Below are 20,139 nucleotides of genomic sequence, written 5' to 3' on the forward strand. Positions count from 1 at the left end.
AAAGATGCTGACTATATAAATATTTCGAATACTTGTAATGAAGACACTTATTTTAGGAGGAATGGCTATGAATTGGCATACAAAGGTAACAGAATTATTACAGGTTCAATATCCGATTATTCAAGGTGGACTGGCATATTTAGCTTACTCAGAGCTTGCTGCAGCTGTTTCTAATGCAGGTGCATTAGGGCAAATTACAGCGATGAGTTTATCGTCGCCGGATGCTTTAAAGGAAGAAATAAAAAAAGTAAAAGAAATGACAAATAAACCATTCGGAGTAAATTTTGCGATAGGTATGCATGGAAAAGGGTATGAAAGAATGGTAGAAGTCGCTGCGGAAATGGACGTACCTGTAGTGACGATTACAGGAGGCAATCCAGCGCCTATTTTTGATATATTAAAAGATGCATCTTGTAAAAAACTAGTATTGGTAGCGGCAAAACGTCAAGCACAAAAAGCAGAGCAGCTCGGAGCGGATGCTGTCATGGTTGTTGGACAAGAAGGTGGCGGTCATTTAGGGAGAGACGACGTAGGAACGATGGTATTGGTGCCTCAGGTAGTGGATAGTGTATCGATTCCTGTCATAGCTTCTGGAGGCATAGGAGACGGTCGAGGGTGGATAGCAGCTCATGCACTCGGTGCAGAGGGAATTGAAATGGGAACACGTTTTATAGCTACTAAGGAATGTGTTCATGCTTCCATGGCATACAAGCAGGCATTAATTGAAAGTGAAGAAACGGATACGGCAATTATAAAACGTTCGATTGGTGCACCGGCCAGAGTAATCCGAAATGAATTTACAGATCAAATTTTGGGGATCGAACAGCATTCTCCTACTTACGAAGCTTTAAAAAATTATATTAGTGGAGAAGCGAACAAAAAGTTTATATACGATGGTGATTCAGCAAATGGATATGGATGGGCAGGTCAAGTAACAGGTTTAATAAATGATATTCCAACAGTTGAGGAATTAATTCAGCGTATGGTTGTACAAGCAGAAGAAATCCGTTTAAAATGGGGGCAGCAATAATTAAAGGCAGGTAATAATTTATGGAATATTCATACCCATTGTCAACAGATTGGACTACAGAGGAAATGGTCGATGTCGTACGCTTTTTTGAGGTAGTGGAAATGGCATACGAAAAAGGCGTAAAGCGCGAAATCGTAATGGCACGTTATAAACGCTTTAAAGAAGTTGTCCCATCACAAGCGGAAGAAAAGACAATTTGCCGAGATTTTGAACAAGCGAGCACCTACGTACCATTCCGTGTTGTAAAGCTGGCTAAAGAACTGGCTGATGGACAAATTGTAAAAATGAAATAAGAAAGTTAAGGTGGAGCATAGTTTGTTTGTTTTAACTTACGAAAAAAGAGAAATGGCACTTTAATCGTGCTATTTCTCTTTTTTAGGTTGGGAATTTTTTTTGAAATTTATTTTAGATTATTGGAATGTTTAGCAGTCTTTTGTACATATTAATAATAAATGGTTAATTGTTACCTTTGATGATTTCATAAATTGGGAGAAGTTCATCAAATGTCTTTTCAGCTAGTTGTAAAAAATGCTCTGCAGACATTTGAATAGCCTCATTGGCAGGAATATGTCGACCAACTAGGAATTCACCCTTTTTTACATCCCGCAGACGTACAAGGAGCTGCTCAAGCTTTTCATCACGTGCTTCTTTTAAAGGGAAGGCATCCGGCTGCATATGGTCTCCGGAAATTACGTAGTCATTTGATAAGCTTTTAATTACATTAATATTAGCTAATAAACGCTGTGCCATTTCGTGCTTTTGCGGTGCTTCATAAATAACCGCAACTACGATGAAAAGATGTGTACCCCACAGTCCAATCTGGAAATGTGGCAAAGATTTATAGCCACGCTTATAAGGCGCGAATGCTACCCATGAATCTTTTGGTGGGTTAACAGTACGGCGTGCATGTTTTGCAACATGACCAAAGAATTCTTCTCCTGTCTGTGTACTGAAATAACCGGTGAAAATTTCCGAAAGTTCATGGAATTTTGGGCGGATTATATTTGTTAAAGCTTCCATTCGATCATCTAAGCCGTCAATTTCAAATACTTGGAAGTCTTCTGTAGTCCATTTTACATTACTCAAATTTTTCAAATCCTTTCGATTTAATGTTTATTTTATTAACTTTTTGGGAAAAAATCTGTTAATAGAAACTTTACACCGTTATATTTTACAAATGGTGAGGATATTATTATAAGCAATTAGTCATGGTATCCAAAATCCTTTTTATAAAAAGTTAGGGAAAAGTTTAAATAATATGATGAGGAAGTGATTTTTATGAAACAGATGATTAAAATTATACGCAAAGTCGATATTGAAAAGCAATATGAAGAGATTTTAATGTTGGAAATGGATTATGAGCTAGCAACACTTTATGCAGCTATGAATGATAAAAATCAATCTGAAATCGAAAAATCCAAAAAACGTTTAACAGAAATTCAAGAGGAATTAAAAGGTCTACATGTATATGCGTAACAAAAAAATGTTTCCAAAATAAAAAATCACTTGCCAAAGTTAGATAGCAAGTGATTTTTTGTTATAATGAAGTTATTAAAAAAAGTTCCATATATTACATATTAAAAATAGCAATGGTTGTCGGAAGGTGGATGAACGATGGATGTAAAACAGCTAGATGAATTTGCGAAAAAAATTATTTTTGAAGCGGGGCGAAATATCCGTGCAGCATTTTCATACGATATTGAAATCGAAACAAAATCTAGTCCCAATGATTTAGTGACGAATATTGACCGGGAAACAGAGTTATTTTTTATCGAAAAAATAAAGGCATTTAATCCGGACCATCGTATTTTAGGTGAAGAAGGAATGGGCGAAAAAGTAGAAAGTCTGGAAGGGGTCGTATGGATTATTGATCCAATTGACGGCACGATGAATTTTGTTAAGCAACATCGCCATTTCATGATTACGATTGGCATTTATGTGGATGGTATTGGAGTTTTAGGTTACATATTTGATGTAATGCGCGAAGATTTATTTAATGCTATTTCAGGGGTAGGTGCATGGTATAACGATTCTCCTCTCCGTAAACTTCAACCGGTAAAAATTGAACAAGCTGTTATTGGTATCAATGCAAGTTGGGTTACACCGAATGATCGCATTAACCATGAGAAAATAACGGAATTAGTCCGAACAGTACGTGGCACCCGTTCTTATGGTTCTGCGGCGATGGAAATAGCTTTTGTCGTGAGCGGTAAGCTGGATGCCTATATCTCAATGCGTTTGGCGCCGTGGGATATTGGTGGTGGGGTCATTATTGCCAAAGAAGTAGGAGCTATTGCAACAAACTTTAATGGGAAAGATTTCGATTTTTTATCAATGGATACATTTATAATTGCAAACCCTACCATCCATCAATTAATTTTAGACAAGTATATCGAGGAAAAAAAATAAAAACTTCGGTGCGTATACGCACCGAAGTTTTATACATTTAGAGTAAGCCTTGGTCTCTAAATTTACGTTTTGTTTTAAATGCCATTCCAAAGATTGCGCACATAACGACAATACCTACAACAACGCCGATCCAACCAATTGTTTCATACTCATCGCCAGTCATAAATACTAGTGAAAAGGCAAATCCGATACTAATCATTGATAGGATTGCTGCCAATGCATAAATAAACATGACAAATTTTGCTTTATTCATATTTCCTGCCTCCGGACATCTATAATATGTGACTAAAAAATGATATTAATTATTGTGAAAAGACATTTAATCTTTCATGTGCTATAATATCACAGTTAAACAATTGAAAAAAGAATATGGAGTGGAATAATGACAAATTTACGTCAAGATATTCGTAATATCGCAATTATTGCTCACGTTGACCATGGTAAAACAACGTTAGTAGACCAATTATTAAAGCAATCAGGTACTTTCCGTTCAAATGAACGTGTAGAAGAACGTGCAATGGACTCTGGTGATATAGAGCGTGAACGTGGAATTACAATTTTAGCTAAAAATACAGCAGTAGATTATAACGGTACTCGTATCAACATCCTTGATACGCCTGGACACGCAGACTTCGGTGGAGAAGTAGAACGTATCTTAAAAATGGTAGATGGCGTTTGTTTAGTTGTCGATGCGTATGAGGGTTGTATGCCTCAAACACGTTTTGTATTAAAGAAAGCGTTAGAACAACGCTTAACACCAATCGTTGTAGTAAACAAAGTAGATAAAGACTCAGCTCGTCCACTAGAAGTAGTAGATGAAGTATTAGAGTTATTAATCGAGCTAGGTGCAGATGAAGATCAATTAGATTTCCCAGTTGTTTATGCTTCTGGTGTAAATGGTACAGCATCTTTAGATCCAGACCCAGCAAATCAAGAAGAAAACATGACTTGCCTATTCGAGAAAATCATTGAATCAATTCCAGCACCAATTGATAACTCGGACGAGCCTTTACAATTCCAAGTAGCATTACTTGACTATAATGACTTCGTTGGCCGTATCGGAATCGGTCGCGTATTCCGCGGTAAAATTTCTGTAGGTCAACAAGTTTCTCTTATGAAATTAGATGGCACAGTGAAAAACTTCCGTGTTACAAAAATCTTTGGTTTCTTCGGTCTTAAACGTGAAGAAATCGAAACAGCAATTGCTGGTGATTTAATCGCAGTATCAGGAATGGAAGATATTAACGTTGGTGAAACAGTTTGTCCAATTGATCATCAAGAAGCGTTAACACCATTACGTATTGATGAGCCAACATTACAAATGACATTCTTAGTAAACAACTCACCATTCGCAGGTCGCGAAGGGAAATGGGTAACTTCTCGTAAAATTGAAGAGCGTTTACTTGCACAATTACAAACAGATGTATCTTTACGTGTAGAAGATACAGATTCTCCAGATGCATGGACAGTTTCGGGTCGTGGTGAGCTTCACTTATCGATCTTAATCGAAAACATGCGTCGTGAAGGTTATGAATTACAAGTATCTAAACCACAAGTAATCATCCGTAACATCGATGGCGTAAAATCTGAGCCAATCGAACGCGTACAAATCGACGTACCAGAAGATTCTGTAGGTTCTATCATTGAATCAATCGGTACTCGTAAAGGTGAAATGTTAGATATGATAAACAACGGATCAGGACAAGTTCGTTTAATCTTTAACGTTCCAGCACGTGGTTTAATCGGTTATACAACTGAGTTCATGTCTATCACAAAAGGTTTCGGTATGATGAACCATACATTCGATCACTACGCTCCAGTAGTAGCAGGTAAAGTTGGCGGCCGTCACCAAGGTGTATTAGTATCTATGGAAAACGGTAAAGCAACAACTTACGGTATGATGGGTGTAGAAGATCGTGGTACATTATTCATTGAGCCAGGTACTGAAGTATACGAAGGTATGATCGTTGGTGAAAATACACGTGATGCTGATATTACTGTAAACATTACAAAACAAAAACAAAAAACAAATATCCGTTCGGCGAACAAAGACCAAACGAATGTTATTAAAAAGCCTCGTATTTTATCACTTGAAGAAGCATTAGAATACTTAGGTGATGATGAGTATTTAGAAGTAACTCCAGAATCAATCCGTTTACGTAAACAGATCCTTGATAAAGGTGAACGTGAACGTGTTGCTAAAAAGAAAAAGAACGCTGAGTTAGAAGCTTAATTGGCGTCAATAAGGAAGGTTGAATGATGTTGGCTGTGTTAAGTAGCTATTTAAATTTAGTATTACTAGCATCTGTATCTAGTAGTGAAAATGAATATGTCTTTAATCGTATGTCAGGGATTACAAGTTATTTATATCAAAATTTACCAAACTACGACATGGCTGGTTATGTAACATTTATTCTCGTGTTCCTTATGTCGGCAATAGTTTATAAACTAGGCTTTGCAAAAAAACTAACATTAGGAAGAAATATCGTTATTTATACGTTCCTATTTTTCGGATGTATAATATTAACTTTTCTAGCGTTATTCCTACCAATGATTGAAGGTTTAATTGTCGCTGCATTGATTTTAATTGTTTATAAATCACGCTTATGGCGCGAAAAACGAGAAGAAGCAAAGCAGGCTAACTAATATTTTATTGAGGTGTGTTAATTTAACACACCTCTTTATTTATAAGTGCGTTTATTTGAATCATCTATAATGAAAACGCTATAATTCACTAATGGGGATAATAAATTAAATGGAGTAGTGAAAAATGAATTTTACTAAAAAACAAGTGATTATCACAGTCGCTATAGCGCTAGTTATTATATCATGCATTATATTCGTACCTGCAGTACTCACAGCAAAAAACGAGGATAATGCGGCAGCGGAACTAAGCGAACTTTACAATGATCAATTTGTCGTAACCAAATCGACAGCACCTGCTATTGGTGATGATTTTGAAATTACCGTCCAATCAGAAACGACAAAAACAGTATATGATTTTGAAGCAAAAGACGGTGAATATTTTGGCGAATACTTTGCTGAAAATGTTAACATTCAGGTTAACGAACTGATTCAACCGATTGTGGGAGAAGATATTTTAGTTATGTCCAATGTATTCCAGGATGGCTTGAAAGAAGAAGCGACTTTGGAAGAAGTAAATGTCGAAAAAGCGACAGTCCATTTAGTGGTGGATGAAGATATTTCAGAAGATACAGCTAAGCAGATTGCAGATGCATTAAAAGCTCAATTTGGTGAAATTGCTGTTTCGATAGAGGCATATGTTGTTGATGAAGAACGTGTATTTGAAGGGGTAAAAACAGAGGTAACTAATTTCTTCCAGTTAAGCAAAATTAATGCGCAAAGCTTTATCGATTTCAAGTTCCACAATCAGTCATTTGAATTTTAATTATATAAGATAAAAAAATATCAATTTTCTCATGAAGAGAAAATTGATATTTTTTGTTTTGTTCCCGACTCTTTAAAATTCTTCATCAAATTTAGAAGATGTTCTGAAGAAACGGAAATTTCCTGTTTCAATCCGTTTCTGTGTATTATCCGTTATGCGTTCTGAGCATGGTGGACACATAAACGTATGAATAGGGCGATTTCGCAATTTTTTAGCTAAAGGTAGATCGTTTGGCAAATCATGTAGTGTATCACAAATGACACATTTTACACGCATCACGAATTCCTCCTATTGAATACGAATCGCACGCACATTTTTTATTGGATTTTCAACATTCGAACCATCTGCAAAAATTACATGTACAGGACCGTCCTCGTTGAGTGGTTTACCGTCCTGGCTAAATTTAAAAATAAAGTTTTCAGCCTGTTGCAATGGGAAAACAAACTCTTCATCTGTCGTACATTCGAAAACGACTTCGTTTGCACCATCTGTAATTTGTGCATTATTTAAAAATGGCTTAATTTCCATTCCGAACGTTCCAGTAAGCATACCTTTTCGATCAAATTTACGCTCTGTTTTTAAAGTCGGCGGAAATACAGCACCTTCCATAATTTCGCGTGACCAGTGTGCACCCATGTCACGTAAGTATTTTTCATTATCTTCTTCAACTTTTTCCGAAGCAAAATATGTTTTCAGATTCAGTTTACGATCATCAAAAATCCATACGGTAGGATCTAACGTCAATTGAAATTTGACCGCACCTTTTATAGGAATGATTGTTTCGACCATTTGTAAGTCCCCCCTAAACTATTTTCCTTCATTATTATAACGCTATTCCAGGTAGAAAGAAATATAATTGAATTGAATGCAAAACATACAAAGACACTTGCATTTTTGAATGTAAAAAGATACACTTTACTAAGATAGAATCGAAGAAATATCATAGATGGGGGCGTCCTCATGGATACGAAAGCACAAGCTTCCTTTCAGGAAAAAGCATTAGAGTTGTTAACTGCGGATGCAGATAAAATTGCTCGATTAATTCGCGTACAAATGGATAATTTAACTATGCCGTCTTGTCCGTTATATGAAGAAGTATTAGATACACAAATGTTTGGTTTATCGCGTGAAATAGAATTTGCTGCAAGGCTCGGGCTAATTGAGCGTGAACAGGGAAAGAGAATTCTCGATTCTTTAGAGAAAGAGCTTTCTTTATTACATGATGCGTATACAGACAAATAAAAGAAAACTCAAACGCTACATTGCGGTTTGAGTTTTTTTTTCAAAGAAGAGGTTTATAACATGAAGCATTATTTTAAAAATTATTTTCGCAATTTTGATTATGGGTTGTTGTTCGTTTATATTTTGTTAATGTTATTTGGACTGGTTATGATTTATAGTTCAAGTATTTGGGTTTCTATTATTCATTATGAAGCAAACCCTAATCATTATTATAATCGCCAGCTCGTTAATATAGTTTTATCGTTAATTTTATTTACGGTCGCTGTCATTATGCCCTATAAAAGGTTATCCGATAAATCTATATTAGGATTTTTGCTGGCAGTTATGTTTATACTAGAGTTATGGCTTATAATTGCCGGCAATAGTGTTAACGGTTCAAGAAGTTGGATTAACATGTTCGGCCTTATGAATTTCCAACCATCCGAATTTGCCAAACTCTTTATTATTATTTTCTTTGCGGGGACATTTTACCGTAAAAGTGTGAATCGTGGTTCGATGCAGCTATTAACATTTGATGATGTGTCGTATCCATTGGGCATGTGGCTATTTATCGTACTTGTTGTTGGTTTTGAAACCGATTTAGGCGCACTGGTCATCATTGTCGCCATTGCACTTGTTGTTGTTATTACAAGCGGTCTTAAGGGAAAAACGCTCGGCAGAATTTTTGGATTATTATCGGCATTGGGTGTTGTCGGAATAATCGGAATTTTAATATTTAAATGGGATACGGTTTTCAATGCGAGTCGTAGAGGTCGTATTACTTCCTTTTTAGATCCTTTCAGCGATCCGCTCAACTCGGGGTATCATGTTGTGAACGGTTATTATGCAATCGGTGCAGGTGGGTTGGAAGGACGTGGGCTCGGGCAATCGATTCAAAAGCTAGGGTATGTACCGGAACCTCAAACAGATTTTATAATGGCGATTATTGCTGAGGAATTAGGGATTTTTGGTGTTTCAATTGTTATAATTGGATTAGGCTTTATCGTTTTGCGTGGTTACTATATCGCGATGTCAACAAAGGATCCGCTTGCAAGAATGTTAGCGGCGGGCATTTCTACATGGATAGGATTTCAAACTTTTATTAATTTAGGTGGATTATCGGGACTTATCCCGTTAACCGGAGTAACGCTTCCTTTTATTAGCTATGGCGGTACTTCAATATTATTGCTTTCAATAGCAATGGGGATACTTATAAATGTTTCCACACATCACAAATTGGAAAAAAGAAAGTAATTGGGGGACGAGGAGAAATGAAGTCGATTAAAAAGATTCTAGTTGCAAACCGAGGCGAAATAGCCATTCGTATTTTACGAGCATGTAATGAATTACATATTAAAACGGTAGCGATTTATTCACGTGAAGATAGTGGTTCATATCACCGTTATAAAGCGGATGAAGCTTATCTTGTCGGTATGGGGAAAAAGCCGATTGATGCATATTTGGATATCGAAAGCATCTTGAAAATTGCTAAAGATGCAAATGTCGATGCAATTCATCCGGGGTACGGCTTCTTGTCGGAAAATGTTTTATTTGCACGACGTTGTGAAGAAGAGGGTATTCAATTTATTGGTCCTACTTCTGCACATCTTGATATGTTTGGGGATAAAGTAAAAGCACGTGAACAAGCAATTTTGGCTGATATTCCTGTTATCCCAGGTACTGATGGACCCGTAGATAGTTTACAGGAAGTGGAGAAATTCAGTGAAAATTATGGCTTCCCTATCATGATTAAAGCAGCTCTTGGCGGTGGCGGACGTGGTATGCGTTTAGTAAGCTCGAAAGAAGAGCTTCAATCGTCATATGAACGAGCAAAATCAGAAGCAAAAGCAGCGTTCGGCTCGGATGAAGTATATGTAGAAAAGGCTATTATTAAGCCGAAACATATTGAAGTGCAAATTATCGGTGATACACACGGTAATATTGTACATTTATATGAGCGGGACTGCTCGATTCAACGACGTCATCAAAAGGTTGTTGAAATCGCACCGTCTAATTCAATTTCTGTACATTTGCGCAATGAGATTTGCGAAGCAGCCGTTAAATTAATGAAAAATGTAAATTATATTAATGCAGGTACTGTAGAATTTTTAGTGGCGGATGATAAATTTTATTTCATTGAAGTAAATCCGAGAATTCAAGTCGAACATACAATTACAGAAATGATTACAGGAATTGATATTGTCCATGCTCAAATTAAAGTAGCAGAGGGCCGTGACCTTCACTCGAAGGAGGTTGGTGTACCTGCTCAAAATAAAATTCCACTATTCGGATATGCGATACAATCTCGTGTAACAACAGAAGATCCGGCAAACAACTTTATGCCAGATACAGGTAAGTTGATGGTATATCGTTCAAGCGGTGGTTTTGGTGTACGTTTAGATGCAGGAAATGGTTTCCAAGGTGCCGTAGTAACACCTTACTACGATTCATTGTTGGTCAAAATTTCAACGTGGGGAATGACGTTTGAAGAAGCGGCAGCAAAAATGGACCGTAACTTGCGCGAATTCCGTATTCGTGGGGTTAAGACAAATATTCCGTTTTTAGGCAATGTAGTATTGCACAATAAATTCCTATCAGGAGAATTTGATACGAGCTTTATAGATACAACGCCTGAATTGTTTGAGTTCCCGGAACGCAAAGACCGTGGAACAAAACTATTAAACTATATTGGTAATGTTACTTTAAATGGTTTCCCGGGTGTTGAGAAACGTACGAAGCCAATATTTGTACAGCCAGAAAAGCCGAAAGTGGATATTTTAATTCCTTCACCATCAGGAACAAAACAAATTTTAGATGCGCATGGCGCCGATGGACTTGTAAAATGGATTAAAGAGCAGGAAGATGTACTTTTAACAGACACAACATTCCGTGATGCACATCAGTCACTACTTGCTACACGAGTACGTTCACAGGATATGCTTGAAATTGCGGATGAAACATCACATTTAATGCATAACTATTTCTCACTTGAAATGTGGGGTGGAGCGACATTTGATGTAGCATATCGCTTCTTAAGCGAAAATCCATGGGACCGCTTGGAAAAGTTACGCAAAAAGGTACCGAACGTTTTATTCCAAATGTTATTGCGTGGAGCTAATGCGGTAGGATATACGAATTACCCGGATAACTTAATCCGTGAATTTATTCAGGAGTCAGCAACTTCTGGAGTGGATGTTTTCCGTATTTTCGATTCACTTAACTGGATTAAAGGAATGGAAGTAGCAATTGATGAAGTGCGTAATAGCGGAAAAGTTGCAGAAGCGGCAATTTGCTATACTGGAGACATTTTAGATGACTCACGTGCAAAATACACAGTTCAATATTATAAAGATATGGCAAAAGAGCTCGAAGCAACAGGAGCCCATATTTTAGCAATTAAAGATATGGCAGGCTTACTTAAACCACAAGCGGCATATCGCCTAATTTCAGAGCTTAAAGAGGCTACAAGTCTGCCGATTCATTTGCATACTCATGATACGAGCGGGAACGGAATTTATTTATATGCAAAAGCAATCGAAGCGGGCGTAGATATTATAGATACAGCATTAGGCTCAATGGCTGGTTTAACATCACAGCCAAGTGCCAATTCTTTATACTATGCGATGAAAGGCTCAGAACGAAATGTAAGAGCCGATATTGAAAGCTTGGAAAAGCTATCATATTATTGGGAAGATGTACGCAAATACTACGTTGATTTCGAAAGTGGCATGAATGCACCACATTCTGAAATTTATGTCCATGAAATGCCGGGTGGTCAATATAGTAACTTGCAGCAGCAAGCGAAAGCTGTAGGACTGGGTGACCGTTGGGATGAAGTGAAATCGATGTATTCACGCGTAAATTTAATGTTTGGAGATATTGTGAAAGTAACGCCTTCTTCAAAAGTTGTGGGCGATATGGCCTTATTCATGGTGCAAAACGATTTAACAGAAGACAATATTGTTGAGCGTGGGCAAACGATTGACTTCCCTGAATCAGTAATTGAATTTTTCCAAGGGTATTTAGGTCAGCCACATGGAGGATTCCCAAAGGAAATTCAGCAAGTTGTATTAAAGGATCGTACACCAATAACAGTAAGACCAGGAGAGCTATTGCCACCGGTTGATTTTGATAAATTGTCGGAGGAGTTAACAGAAAAGTTCGAACGTACACCATCCAAACAAGATGTACTTGCATATGCATTGTATCCGAAAGTGTTCGAGCAATATATGCAGGCGGTAGAATCATTCGGTGATGTTTCTGTACTCGATACAGCAACTTTCCTATATGGTTTAAGGTTGGGTGAGGAAATCGAAGTAGAAATCGAAAAAGGAAAAACACTGATTATTAAACTTGTTTCGATCGGTGAGCCGCAACATGATGGTACACGCGTTCTTTATTTTGAAATGAACGGTCAATCCCGTGAACTAGTTATACAGGATTTAACAGTTGAAGTAGATGGCAGCATTGCTTTGAAGGCCGATTCTTCTAATCCTAATCAAATAGGTGCAACAATGCCGGGAACAGTATTAAAAGTTGTGGTGAATAAAGGAAGCTCGGTTAAACGTGGCGAGCATTTATTGATTACAGAAGCTATGAAAATGGAGACGACAGTACAAGCACCAAAAGATGGTATCGTAAAAGAAGTATACGCTAAAGCAGGCGATGCTATTTCAACAGGTGATTTACTAATAGAATTGGAGTAATAATAAAAAGCGCAGCAAATTTGCTGCGCTTTTTGTTTTGAAATTGATTGGTGCTACTAATCTATTTCTGTTTTCTATTTTGACCTTGAAACTAGCATTATTAAATAACATAATAATCCGAATAATAGGGTAATCAATAAAGAATGCATTAAAGATACAAACAATTGCAGTTTTAAAAGTACTACTAGCATCCCGGCGATCACTTGCAAAATAACAATTGAAAGGGCAATAATCCAGCCCCAGTAAATAACGCGTTGCTGTTTATAGTTTCTAATGACATGGATGGCAATGTAGGCTATCCAAATAACAAATAGTAAAACCGCAAAACGGTGACCCATTTGTACCCATTCGTACATATTGTAAGGCAATGCAAGTGGCTGATCATTACGGCAGAATGGCCAATCCGGACATACAAGGCTTGCATCAGTATGGCGCACTAGAGCCCCAGTATATACAACGATATAAGAATATAAAGTAACGCATATTGTATGTATTTTTAATTTCTTGCTCATGTGTAAGCGGTCAGCATCAAATTTTTTGTCGACCTCAAATACTATTAAAGTAAGAAGTAGAACAGCAGCAAAAGAGATTAATGAAATACCAAAATGCAATGCTAATATAAAGTCGCCTTGTCCCCATAAAACTTGTGCAGCGCCAATTAACGCTTGGAGAATTAAGAAGAACATTGCTAAAAAGCCTAATAATTTTACTTCACGAATATGACCGAGAGCACGCCAAGTCCAAATAACTAAAATTAAAATGAAAATTGATACAGATCCAGTGACGAGGCGATGTGAAAATTCAATTAATACTTCTGTTGTGATTTCTTTAGGAATCAACGAACCATTACAGTCAGGCCAGTTTCTTCCACAGCCAAGACCGCTGTCAGTCTTTGTAACAAGTGCTCCACCTTGGAGGATGAGTAGCATACCGAGTGTAGACAATACAGCAAACCATTTTAAAAACTTATAATATTTATGATGCATATAGTGAGCCCACCTACTTTAATTTTCAGGTCGCTACAAAGAGCGTCTCTAGTTTAAGATGATAGCGAAAAAATGTTAAAAATACAACTTCAATCAAGGATTGTAATGTAAACGCATCCAGTTTTTCACAAATTGTTCATAAATTCGTCTCCTATCCTTCACAAATATTGGCAGAAAATGCATTACTATAAAGATGTTGTTTTAGATTTCTGTACGCTTCGACCTGTTTGACATGATGAAATTTGAAATTTCTCGAAACGTGTAGAAATCCGATACAAATTTAGATATAGTTATGGTAGCGGAATATGCTTACAAATTTGAAAGGAGTAGTAATATATTGGACACATTTACCATAGTGCATGTAACACTATAGCTTTAACGATAATGCTTCTAATAAGTTTTCTTGCACTTATAGATTGAAATTGGTAATCAAAACCAGTGAAGACTTAAAAGAAGATTAAAAGTTAAATAGTCTAAATCGCTTCTCGCCATGCCAATAGGACGTGAGAAAGATTCACTTATTGAAGAAGACAGCAGGTAAAGGTGCAACCAAAATTACAAAAACCTTCCTCATACGTAGGCGAAATTTTGTAAAAGATGGCATGATTCGCTGCCGACATGTGGGGACTCTTATAATAAACAGTCCCAGTTACACATGAAAATATAATGAAGAAAGAGGGGTTTAATAAGCTATGATGAAAGGGCTTAAAAAATGGCGATTATTTTCGTTATTAACAGTAATGACAGTATTCCTTTCAGCATGTGGTGAAGAATATATTTCAACTCTTCGCCCAGCAGGTGCGGTCGGTAAAGAGCAATTAGATATTTTAATATTAGCTATTTGGATTATGACATTAGTAGTAGTTGTAGTATCGGCTATCTATTTAGTAGCATTCTTCAAATTCCGCCGTACAAAAGTTGGCGAAAACCATATGCCAAAGCAAGTGGAAGGTAGCCACACATTGGAAGTTATCTGGACAGTTATTCCAATTATTCTATTAATAATCTTAGCTGTACCGACATTAACCTATACTTATAAATTTGCAGATGTAGCTGCAATGGATGAGGTAGACGAAGAAGGTAATAAAACTGCACTTACAGTAAATGTAACGGCAAAGTTATATTGGTGGGAGTTTGAGTATCCAAACCAAGGAATTATTACAGCTCAAGAATTAGTAGTTCCAACTGGAGAAAAAGTATACTTCAACCTAATCGCATCTGACGTAAAGCACTCGTTCTGGATTCCTGCAGTAGGCGGTAAGATGGATACAAACGTAGATGGCATTAACAAATTCTATTTACAGTTTGATAAAGAATCTGCAGGCTTAAATGATGGAGAAGGCGTATTCTACGGTAAATGTGCTGAATTATGTGGTCCTTCACATGCATTAATGGACTTCAAAGTTAAAGCGCTTGAGCCAGAAGCATTTAATGCTTGGGTAACAGCAATGCAAGCAACAGAAGGTCAAACAGCAGATAGAGAATCATCTGATATTGGTGAAGCAACATTTGCTAACTCTTGTTTAGGATGTCACGCAGTATCGGCAGTTGCCGGTAATGGTCTTGGCCCTAACTTAACAACATTCGGTGATCGTAACCGTGTTGCTGGTTTCTTAGAGCATACTGCAGAAAATACAGCAAACTGGATTAAAGATCCTGAACCTTATAAGCCAGGAAACACAATGACTGGAACTTATAATGTTAGCCCTGAAGAAGCAGAAGCAATTGCTGATTATTTAATGACACTATCAGTAGAAAAGTAGTTATACACAATTAGAGAGAAACTTTGAAGGAGGTTAATGTTGTGAGCTCTGTTACACAGAAAAAGGGCTTCGGGGCACATGTATGGGACTATTTAACAACGGTCGATCATAAAAAGATCGCGATTATGTATTTAGCAGCCGGTACACTGTTCTTCGCAATTGCAGGATTTGAAGCGTTACTTATGCGTATTCAATTAATGTTCCCAGAAAGTACATTCATTTCTGCAGGCCTATTTAACGAATTATTAACAATGCACGGCACAACGATGCTGTTTTTAGCAGCAACACCTATTATATTTGCATTTATGAACGCGATTGTTCCACTTCAAATTGGTGCGCGTGACGTTGCATTCCCGTTTTTAAACTCATTAGGATTTTGGTTATTCTTTATTGGTGCGGTATTCCTTCACCTGTCATTCTTTTTAGGTGGAGCACCTGATGCAGGTTGGACTTCGTATGCATCATTATCTTTATACTCACCGGGCCATGGTATTGATTTCTATATTTTAGGTCTACAAATTTCTGGTGCGGGTACGTTAATCTCAGGTATTAACTTTATCGTAACGATTATTACGATGCGTGCACCTGGTATGACGTTCATGCGTATGCCACTATTTACTTGGACTACTTTAGTTTCAAGTTCATTAATCTTATTCGCTTTCCCTCCACTTACAGGTGGATTATTCTTAATGTTAGTTGACCGTATGTTCGGAGCAAATTTCTTCGATCATACAATGGGTGGTAACACAATTATTTGGGAGCATTTATTCTGGATTTTCGGTCACCCGGAAGTATACATTTTAGTATTACCAGCATTCGGTTTATTCTCTGAAATTATTCCAGTGTTTGCTCGTAAACGTTTATTCGGATACTCTTCAATGGTATTCGCAACAATCTTAATCGGTTTCTTAGGGTTCATGGTATGGGCCCACCACATGTTCACAGTTGGTTTAGGTGCTACTGCGAACGCAATCTTCGCTGTTGCAACAATGGCGATCGCTGTTCCGACGGGGATGAAAGTATTCAACTGGATTCTTACTATTTGGGGCGGTTCAATTAAAGTTACAGTACCAATGCTATATGCACTTGGTTTCATCCCTTCATTCGTTGCGGGTGGGGTAACAGGGGTAATGCAGGCAACTGCACCGCTTGACTACCAATTACACGATTCTTACTTTATCGTAGCCCACTTCCATTACGTAATTGTAGGTGGTATCGTAACAGCACTATTCGGTTCGGCACACTTCTACTGGCCGATTATGTTTAACCGTGCATTGAATCCGAAACTGGGCGTACTTACTTTCTGGATATTCTTTATTGGTTTCCATTTAACGTTCTTCGTACAGCACTTCTTAGGATTAATGGGTATGCCACGTCGTGTATTCACGTACATGGGTGGTCAAGGTTGGGATTTATTCAACTTTATTTCATCAATTGGTGCTATTATGATGGGGATCGGGGTAATAATATTAGTAATCGATGTATTATTATCGATCAAATCAGAGCCTGTTAACCGTCGTGATTACTGGGGCGATGGTCGTTCTCTTGAGTGGGCAATCGAAACTCCGCTACCATTCTATAACTTTAAACAAACTCCACTTGTTCGTGGATTTGATCCTTATTGGATTGAAAAAGAAGAAGGTAACAAAGAAGGTATGGTCTATGCAGAGCCACTAGGTGAAATTCATATGCCAAACAATTCAATTTTACCGTTTATTATGTCAATTGGTACGATGATTGCTGCATTCGGTGCGTTATATAGCCCATGGGGTGATCAAGTTCAGGCAGGTACAGCTACTGGGGCTCCAGCAATAGTTTCATTAGCATTAATTATTGGTGGATTAGGTTTAACGATTGCATGTATGATTATTCGTTCATTCAAAGATGATTTAGGATTCCATGTAACGGTTGCTGAAATCGAAAGTATTGAAGCAGATTTAGCTAATTACCGTGCAACAGGTAAAAAAGGGGGTAACAAGTAATGGATATTAATCAAAAATTTACTCCACAAACTTGGCCAAAACACCCTGAACAAGCTACATTGGAAGGGAAAAACAAGTTAGTTGGACTTTGGATTTTCCTAGCATCGGATACAGTATTATTTGCGAGTGTATTTGCTACATATATCGCACTTAAAGACAGCGGTCCAGCAGGTATGACATACTTTGCAAAAGATCTTTATGAATTACCATTAGCGTTTATTATGACGATGCTGCTTCTTACATCTTCATTGACATCGGTATATGCAATGTACCATATGAAAAATTATAACTATTCGGGTGTTCGTACTTGGATGGGAATTACAGTGCTTTTAGGTTTAGCGTTCCTTTGCCTAGAAATTTACGAGTTCTACCACTATGTGCATATTGGATTTGGTTATACACAATCTGCATTCTCTTCTGCATTCTTTACACTTGTAGGAATGCACGGGCTTCACGTAGTTATTGGTTTAGTTTGGATTACAGGATTAATTATCCGTAACAGTAGTCGCGGATTAAACTTATACAATGCACCGAAGTTCTTTGCCGCTTCTTTATACTGGCACTTCATTGACGTTGTATGGGTATTCATCTTTACAGTAGTATATCTGATGGGAGTGTTGGGATAATATGGGACACGAAACTCATGTAGAAGTACGTACTCAAGCACAATATGAATATGATAAAGCTCATTCAAAAGCTCATATGCGTAAACAAGTAGTAAACTTTGCGATCATGATTTTCTTAACATTTATCGCATTTGCTGCTGTACTAGCAGATTTTTCACCAACTTTCATTATTCCAATTATTTTATTATTAGCTGGAATACAAGTGGTGTTGCAACTGTACGCTTTTATGCACTTGGAAGATCGCTCAACTCATATGGTTGGCGTAATTGAATTCTTTATTTGGAGTGCAGCCTTCATCGCGTTTACGTTCTTCGTAGCGTTTACAACAATTATTTGGTGGGGGAACTACTAATTTAAGGCGTCCTTAGCGAAAGCTAAGGACGTTTTTCTCATTTTTAGCAATTTTATATTATAAACAGTATTAAAAATATATGTTTGATTCAAACAATTGTCATAGTTCTTTCATTGAAGTTGGAGAAATTGCCATCTATAATGAAATTACTGAGGTTAAAGGAGCGGTCATATGCCGATAAGTATATTTGGTTTTCAAGCATTATGGAGTCCCTATTTAATTATAGGCTTACTAGTCATAACAATTTTTTATTTTTTACTAACAGTCAAGTGGCAAAGTAAATTTAAAGAAAGTGAACCATTAAAGAAAAACGAGGCAATATATTTCGTTCTAGGAATTATTTCTTTTTATATTATTAAAGGATCTCCAATTGATTTGCTTGGCCATATCATGTTTACGATGCATATGGTGCAAATGGCATTTTTATTATTATTAGTGCCGATCTTATTTATAAAAGGAATTCCATGGTGGGTTTGGAAGGTAGTCGTGGAGGCGCCAGTTTTCCGGTCAATTTTCCGTATTTTCACTAAACCATTAGTTTCGATAGTAGTATTTATTGGTCTATTTTCGGTTTATCACCTGCCATCTGTTTTTGACACAATAAAACTAAATGAATTTTATCATTTAGCTTATACGTCGATTTTATTTATTTCCGCTATTTTTATGTATTGGCCACTATTAAATAATGTAGAAGGTCAGCATGAAATGAAAAATATGAATAAATTAGCTTACATTGCATCGAATGCAGTTTTAATTACACCTGCATGTGCTCTTATTATTTTTGCTACAAGTCCAATGTATGGTACATATAGCGATAGTGATATGTGGCTAAAGGCGATGGAATTATGTGTACCTTCAACAACATTGTCAGGGCTTACATTATCAGGTCCGGAGTTATTCTCAAATATGGATTTAATAAGTGACCAGCAAGTTGGCGGTGTATTAATGAAAATAATTCAGGAAATTATTTTCGGCGTTATTTTATTTAAGATTTTCCGTAGATGGTGGAATACGGAACGTAAAAATCCAGAGGAAATTACTGAAAATGCTTTAAAAGAGTTCCAAAATAGAACACGCTATCAGTAATATGATAAGCTATGTGTACACTTTAGAAGCAACAAATAATTGAAATTGGATATATTATTTTAGATTGGGGATTTGAAAATGAATGTACCTATTTTACCGACAATAAGCACAGCGTTTATCGTCATTAGTGCGGTGCTCGTTGCAATTGGTTGGGTATTAATTGCAAAAAGGAATATAGAAGCACATAAAAAAGTGATGATGGCAGCTGGTGTATCAGCTTTGATTTTCTTTATAATTTACGCATCACGTACAGTATTTATTGGTAACACTGCATTCGGCGGTCCAGATGAACTAAAAGGATATTATACATTCTTCTTAGTATTCCATATCACTTTAGCAACAGTTGGTGCAGTGTTTGGAATAACGAGCTTACTTTCAGGATATAAGAATAACCTGAAGCTTCATCGCCGTATTGGTGCGATTACAAGTATTATTTGGTTCTTCGTAGCTATTACAGGTGTGGCTGTATATTCTCTGTTGTATATTATTTATGAAGGCGGAGAAACAACGTCTGTATTCAAAGCTATTTTAGGCTTTTAATTAAAAAAGTGAAGGGTCAGGAGCATCTA

The 20,139-nt window shown here is 37.0% G+C and carries 21 protein-coding genes; 16 read left to right on the top strand and 5 right to left on the bottom strand.

The window, feature by feature from the left end; all coding sequences use genetic code 11:
- Positions 1 to 67 precede the first annotated feature (67 nt).
- Positions 68 to 1,030: a nitronate monooxygenase family protein gene (locus tag MKY13_RS03880; RefSeq protein WP_191698545.1), complete on the top strand. Its 963-nt coding sequence runs from the start codon at positions 68 to 70 to the stop codon at positions 1,028 to 1,030.
- Between the two features lie 20 nt (positions 1,031 to 1,050).
- Complete coding sequence (locus MKY13_RS03885) at positions 1,051 to 1,323, top strand: UPF0223 family protein (protein ID WP_191698544.1); 273 nt, start codon at positions 1,051 to 1,053, stop codon at positions 1,321 to 1,323.
- 163 nt (positions 1,324 to 1,486) lie between these two features.
- Here MKY13_RS03885 and MKY13_RS03890 read toward each other — a convergent pair whose 3' ends face one another.
- On the bottom strand, positions 1,487 to 2,116 hold the full coding sequence (locus tag MKY13_RS03890) for a DUF1054 domain-containing protein (RefSeq protein WP_339215409.1): 630 nt from the start codon (positions 2,114 to 2,116) through the stop codon (positions 1,487 to 1,489).
- A gap of 192 nt (positions 2,117 to 2,308) precedes the next feature.
- Here MKY13_RS03890 and MKY13_RS03895 point away from each other — a divergent pair, with 192 nt between their 5' ends.
- Both MKY13_RS03895 and MKY13_RS03900 read left to right on the top strand, forming a co-directional pair.
- Positions 2,309 to 2,506, top strand: coding sequence for a hypothetical protein (locus tag MKY13_RS03895; protein WP_191698542.1), 198 nt, complete (start codon positions 2,309 to 2,311; stop codon positions 2,504 to 2,506).
- Between the two features lie 138 nt (positions 2,507 to 2,644).
- A complete protein-coding gene (locus tag MKY13_RS03900) occupies positions 2,645 to 3,439 on the top strand; it encodes an inositol monophosphatase family protein (RefSeq protein WP_339215411.1) in 795 nt (264 codons plus the stop codon).
- 37 nt (positions 3,440 to 3,476) lie between these two features.
- Here MKY13_RS03900 and MKY13_RS03905 read toward each other — a convergent pair whose 3' ends face one another.
- Positions 3,477 to 3,692 carry a DUF5325 family protein gene (locus MKY13_RS03905; RefSeq protein WP_191698540.1) on the bottom strand — a complete coding sequence of 72 codons (216 nt, stop codon included), beginning with the start codon at positions 3,690 to 3,692 and terminating at the stop codon, positions 3,477 to 3,479.
- A gap of 129 nt (positions 3,693 to 3,821) precedes the next feature.
- Between MKY13_RS03905 and typA the strand changes: the two genes are divergently transcribed.
- From typA to MKY13_RS03920, 3 genes are all read left to right on the top strand, one after another.
- Positions 3,822 to 5,672, top strand: a complete 1,851-nt coding sequence (gene typA, locus MKY13_RS03910; protein ID WP_008403451.1) for a translational GTPase TypA — start codon at positions 3,822 to 3,824, stop codon at positions 5,670 to 5,672.
- A gap of 23 nt (positions 5,673 to 5,695) precedes the next feature.
- Positions 5,696 to 6,085, top strand: a complete 390-nt coding sequence (locus tag MKY13_RS03915; protein ID WP_339215413.1) for a YlaH-like family protein — start codon at positions 5,696 to 5,698, stop codon at positions 6,083 to 6,085.
- A gap of 124 nt (positions 6,086 to 6,209) precedes the next feature.
- Positions 6,210 to 6,848 carry a fucose permease gene (locus MKY13_RS03920; RefSeq protein WP_191698538.1) on the top strand — a complete coding sequence of 213 codons (639 nt, stop codon included), beginning with the start codon at positions 6,210 to 6,212 and terminating at the stop codon, positions 6,846 to 6,848.
- 72 nt (positions 6,849 to 6,920) lie between these two features.
- On the opposite strand, the gene MKY13_RS03925 is transcribed toward MKY13_RS03920, so the two are convergent.
- Both MKY13_RS03925 and MKY13_RS03930 read right to left on the bottom strand, forming a co-directional pair.
- Complete coding sequence (locus MKY13_RS03925; RefSeq protein ID WP_191698537.1) at positions 6,921 to 7,124, bottom strand: YlaI family protein; 204 nt, start codon at positions 7,122 to 7,124, stop codon at positions 6,921 to 6,923.
- A 12-nt stretch (positions 7,125 to 7,136) separates the two neighbouring features.
- On the bottom strand, positions 7,137 to 7,637 hold the full coding sequence (locus MKY13_RS03930) for a peptidyl-prolyl cis-trans isomerase (RefSeq protein ID WP_191698536.1): 501 nt from the start codon (positions 7,635 to 7,637) through the stop codon (positions 7,137 to 7,139).
- A gap of 171 nt (positions 7,638 to 7,808) precedes the next feature.
- Here MKY13_RS03930 and MKY13_RS03935 point away from each other — a divergent pair, with 171 nt between their 5' ends.
- Genes MKY13_RS03935 through pyc form a run of 3 tightly spaced genes read left to right on the top strand, consistent with a single transcriptional unit; the run spans position 7,809 to position 12,775 of the window.
- Positions 7,809 to 8,090 (top strand): YlaN family protein, encoded by a 282-nt coding sequence (locus MKY13_RS03935; protein WP_191698535.1) that lies wholly within the window; start codon positions 7,809 to 7,811, stop codon positions 8,088 to 8,090.
- Between the two features lie 60 nt (positions 8,091 to 8,150).
- Positions 8,151 to 9,323, top strand: coding sequence for an FtsW/RodA/SpoVE family cell cycle protein (locus MKY13_RS03940; protein ID WP_191698534.1), 1,173 nt, complete (start codon positions 8,151 to 8,153; stop codon positions 9,321 to 9,323).
- A gap of 17 nt (positions 9,324 to 9,340) precedes the next feature.
- Entirely contained in the window at positions 9,341 to 12,775 is a 3,435-nt protein-coding gene (gene pyc, locus MKY13_RS03945) for a pyruvate carboxylase (RefSeq protein WP_339215417.1), read from the top strand.
- A 74-nt stretch (positions 12,776 to 12,849) separates the two neighbouring features.
- Here the strand turns inward: pyc and MKY13_RS03950 are convergent, their stop codons facing one another.
- Positions 12,850 to 13,761 carry a heme A synthase gene (locus MKY13_RS03950; RefSeq protein ID WP_339215418.1) on the bottom strand — a complete coding sequence of 304 codons (912 nt, stop codon included), beginning with the start codon at positions 13,759 to 13,761 and terminating at the stop codon, positions 12,850 to 12,852.
- Between the two features lie 692 nt (positions 13,762 to 14,453).
- Between MKY13_RS03950 and coxB the strand changes: the two genes are divergently transcribed.
- The 6 genes from coxB (at position 14,454) to MKY13_RS03980 (ending at position 20,110) form a co-directional block, all read left to right on the top strand.
- Complete coding sequence (gene coxB, locus MKY13_RS03955; protein ID WP_191698531.1) at positions 14,454 to 15,524, top strand: cytochrome c oxidase subunit II; 1,071 nt, start codon at positions 14,454 to 14,456, stop codon at positions 15,522 to 15,524.
- Between the two features lie 41 nt (positions 15,525 to 15,565).
- The gene (locus MKY13_RS03960) at positions 15,566 to 17,506 is read left to right on the top strand and encodes a cytochrome c oxidase subunit I (RefSeq protein WP_339215420.1); all 1,941 of its coding nucleotides are present in this window, start codon (positions 15,566 to 15,568) and stop codon (positions 17,504 to 17,506) included.
- Positions 17,506 to 18,132, top strand: a complete 627-nt coding sequence (locus tag MKY13_RS03965; protein WP_191698529.1) for a cytochrome (ubi)quinol oxidase subunit III — start codon at positions 17,506 to 17,508, stop codon at positions 18,130 to 18,132. The genes MKY13_RS03960 and MKY13_RS03965 overlap by 1 nt, the downstream gene beginning before the upstream one ends.
- Before the next feature lies 1 nt (position 18,133).
- Positions 18,134 to 18,484 (top strand): cytochrome C oxidase subunit IV family protein, encoded by a 351-nt coding sequence (locus MKY13_RS03970; RefSeq protein WP_191698528.1) that lies wholly within the window; start codon positions 18,134 to 18,136, stop codon positions 18,482 to 18,484.
- Between the two features lie 171 nt (positions 18,485 to 18,655).
- Positions 18,656 to 19,570 carry a cytochrome c oxidase assembly factor CtaG gene (ctaG, locus tag MKY13_RS03975; protein ID WP_339215422.1) on the top strand — a complete coding sequence of 305 codons (915 nt, stop codon included), beginning with the start codon at positions 18,656 to 18,658 and terminating at the stop codon, positions 19,568 to 19,570.
- A 78-nt stretch (positions 19,571 to 19,648) separates the two neighbouring features.
- A complete protein-coding gene (locus MKY13_RS03980) occupies positions 19,649 to 20,110 on the top strand; it encodes a DUF420 domain-containing protein (protein WP_191698526.1) in 462 nt (153 codons plus the stop codon).
- Positions 20,111 to 20,139: the final 29 nt, after the last annotated feature.

The sequence above is a fragment of the Solibacillus sp. FSL W8-0372 genome (assembly GCF_037969735.1).
Taxonomy (GTDB): Bacteria; Bacillota; Bacilli; order Bacillales_A; family Planococcaceae; genus Solibacillus; species Solibacillus faecavium.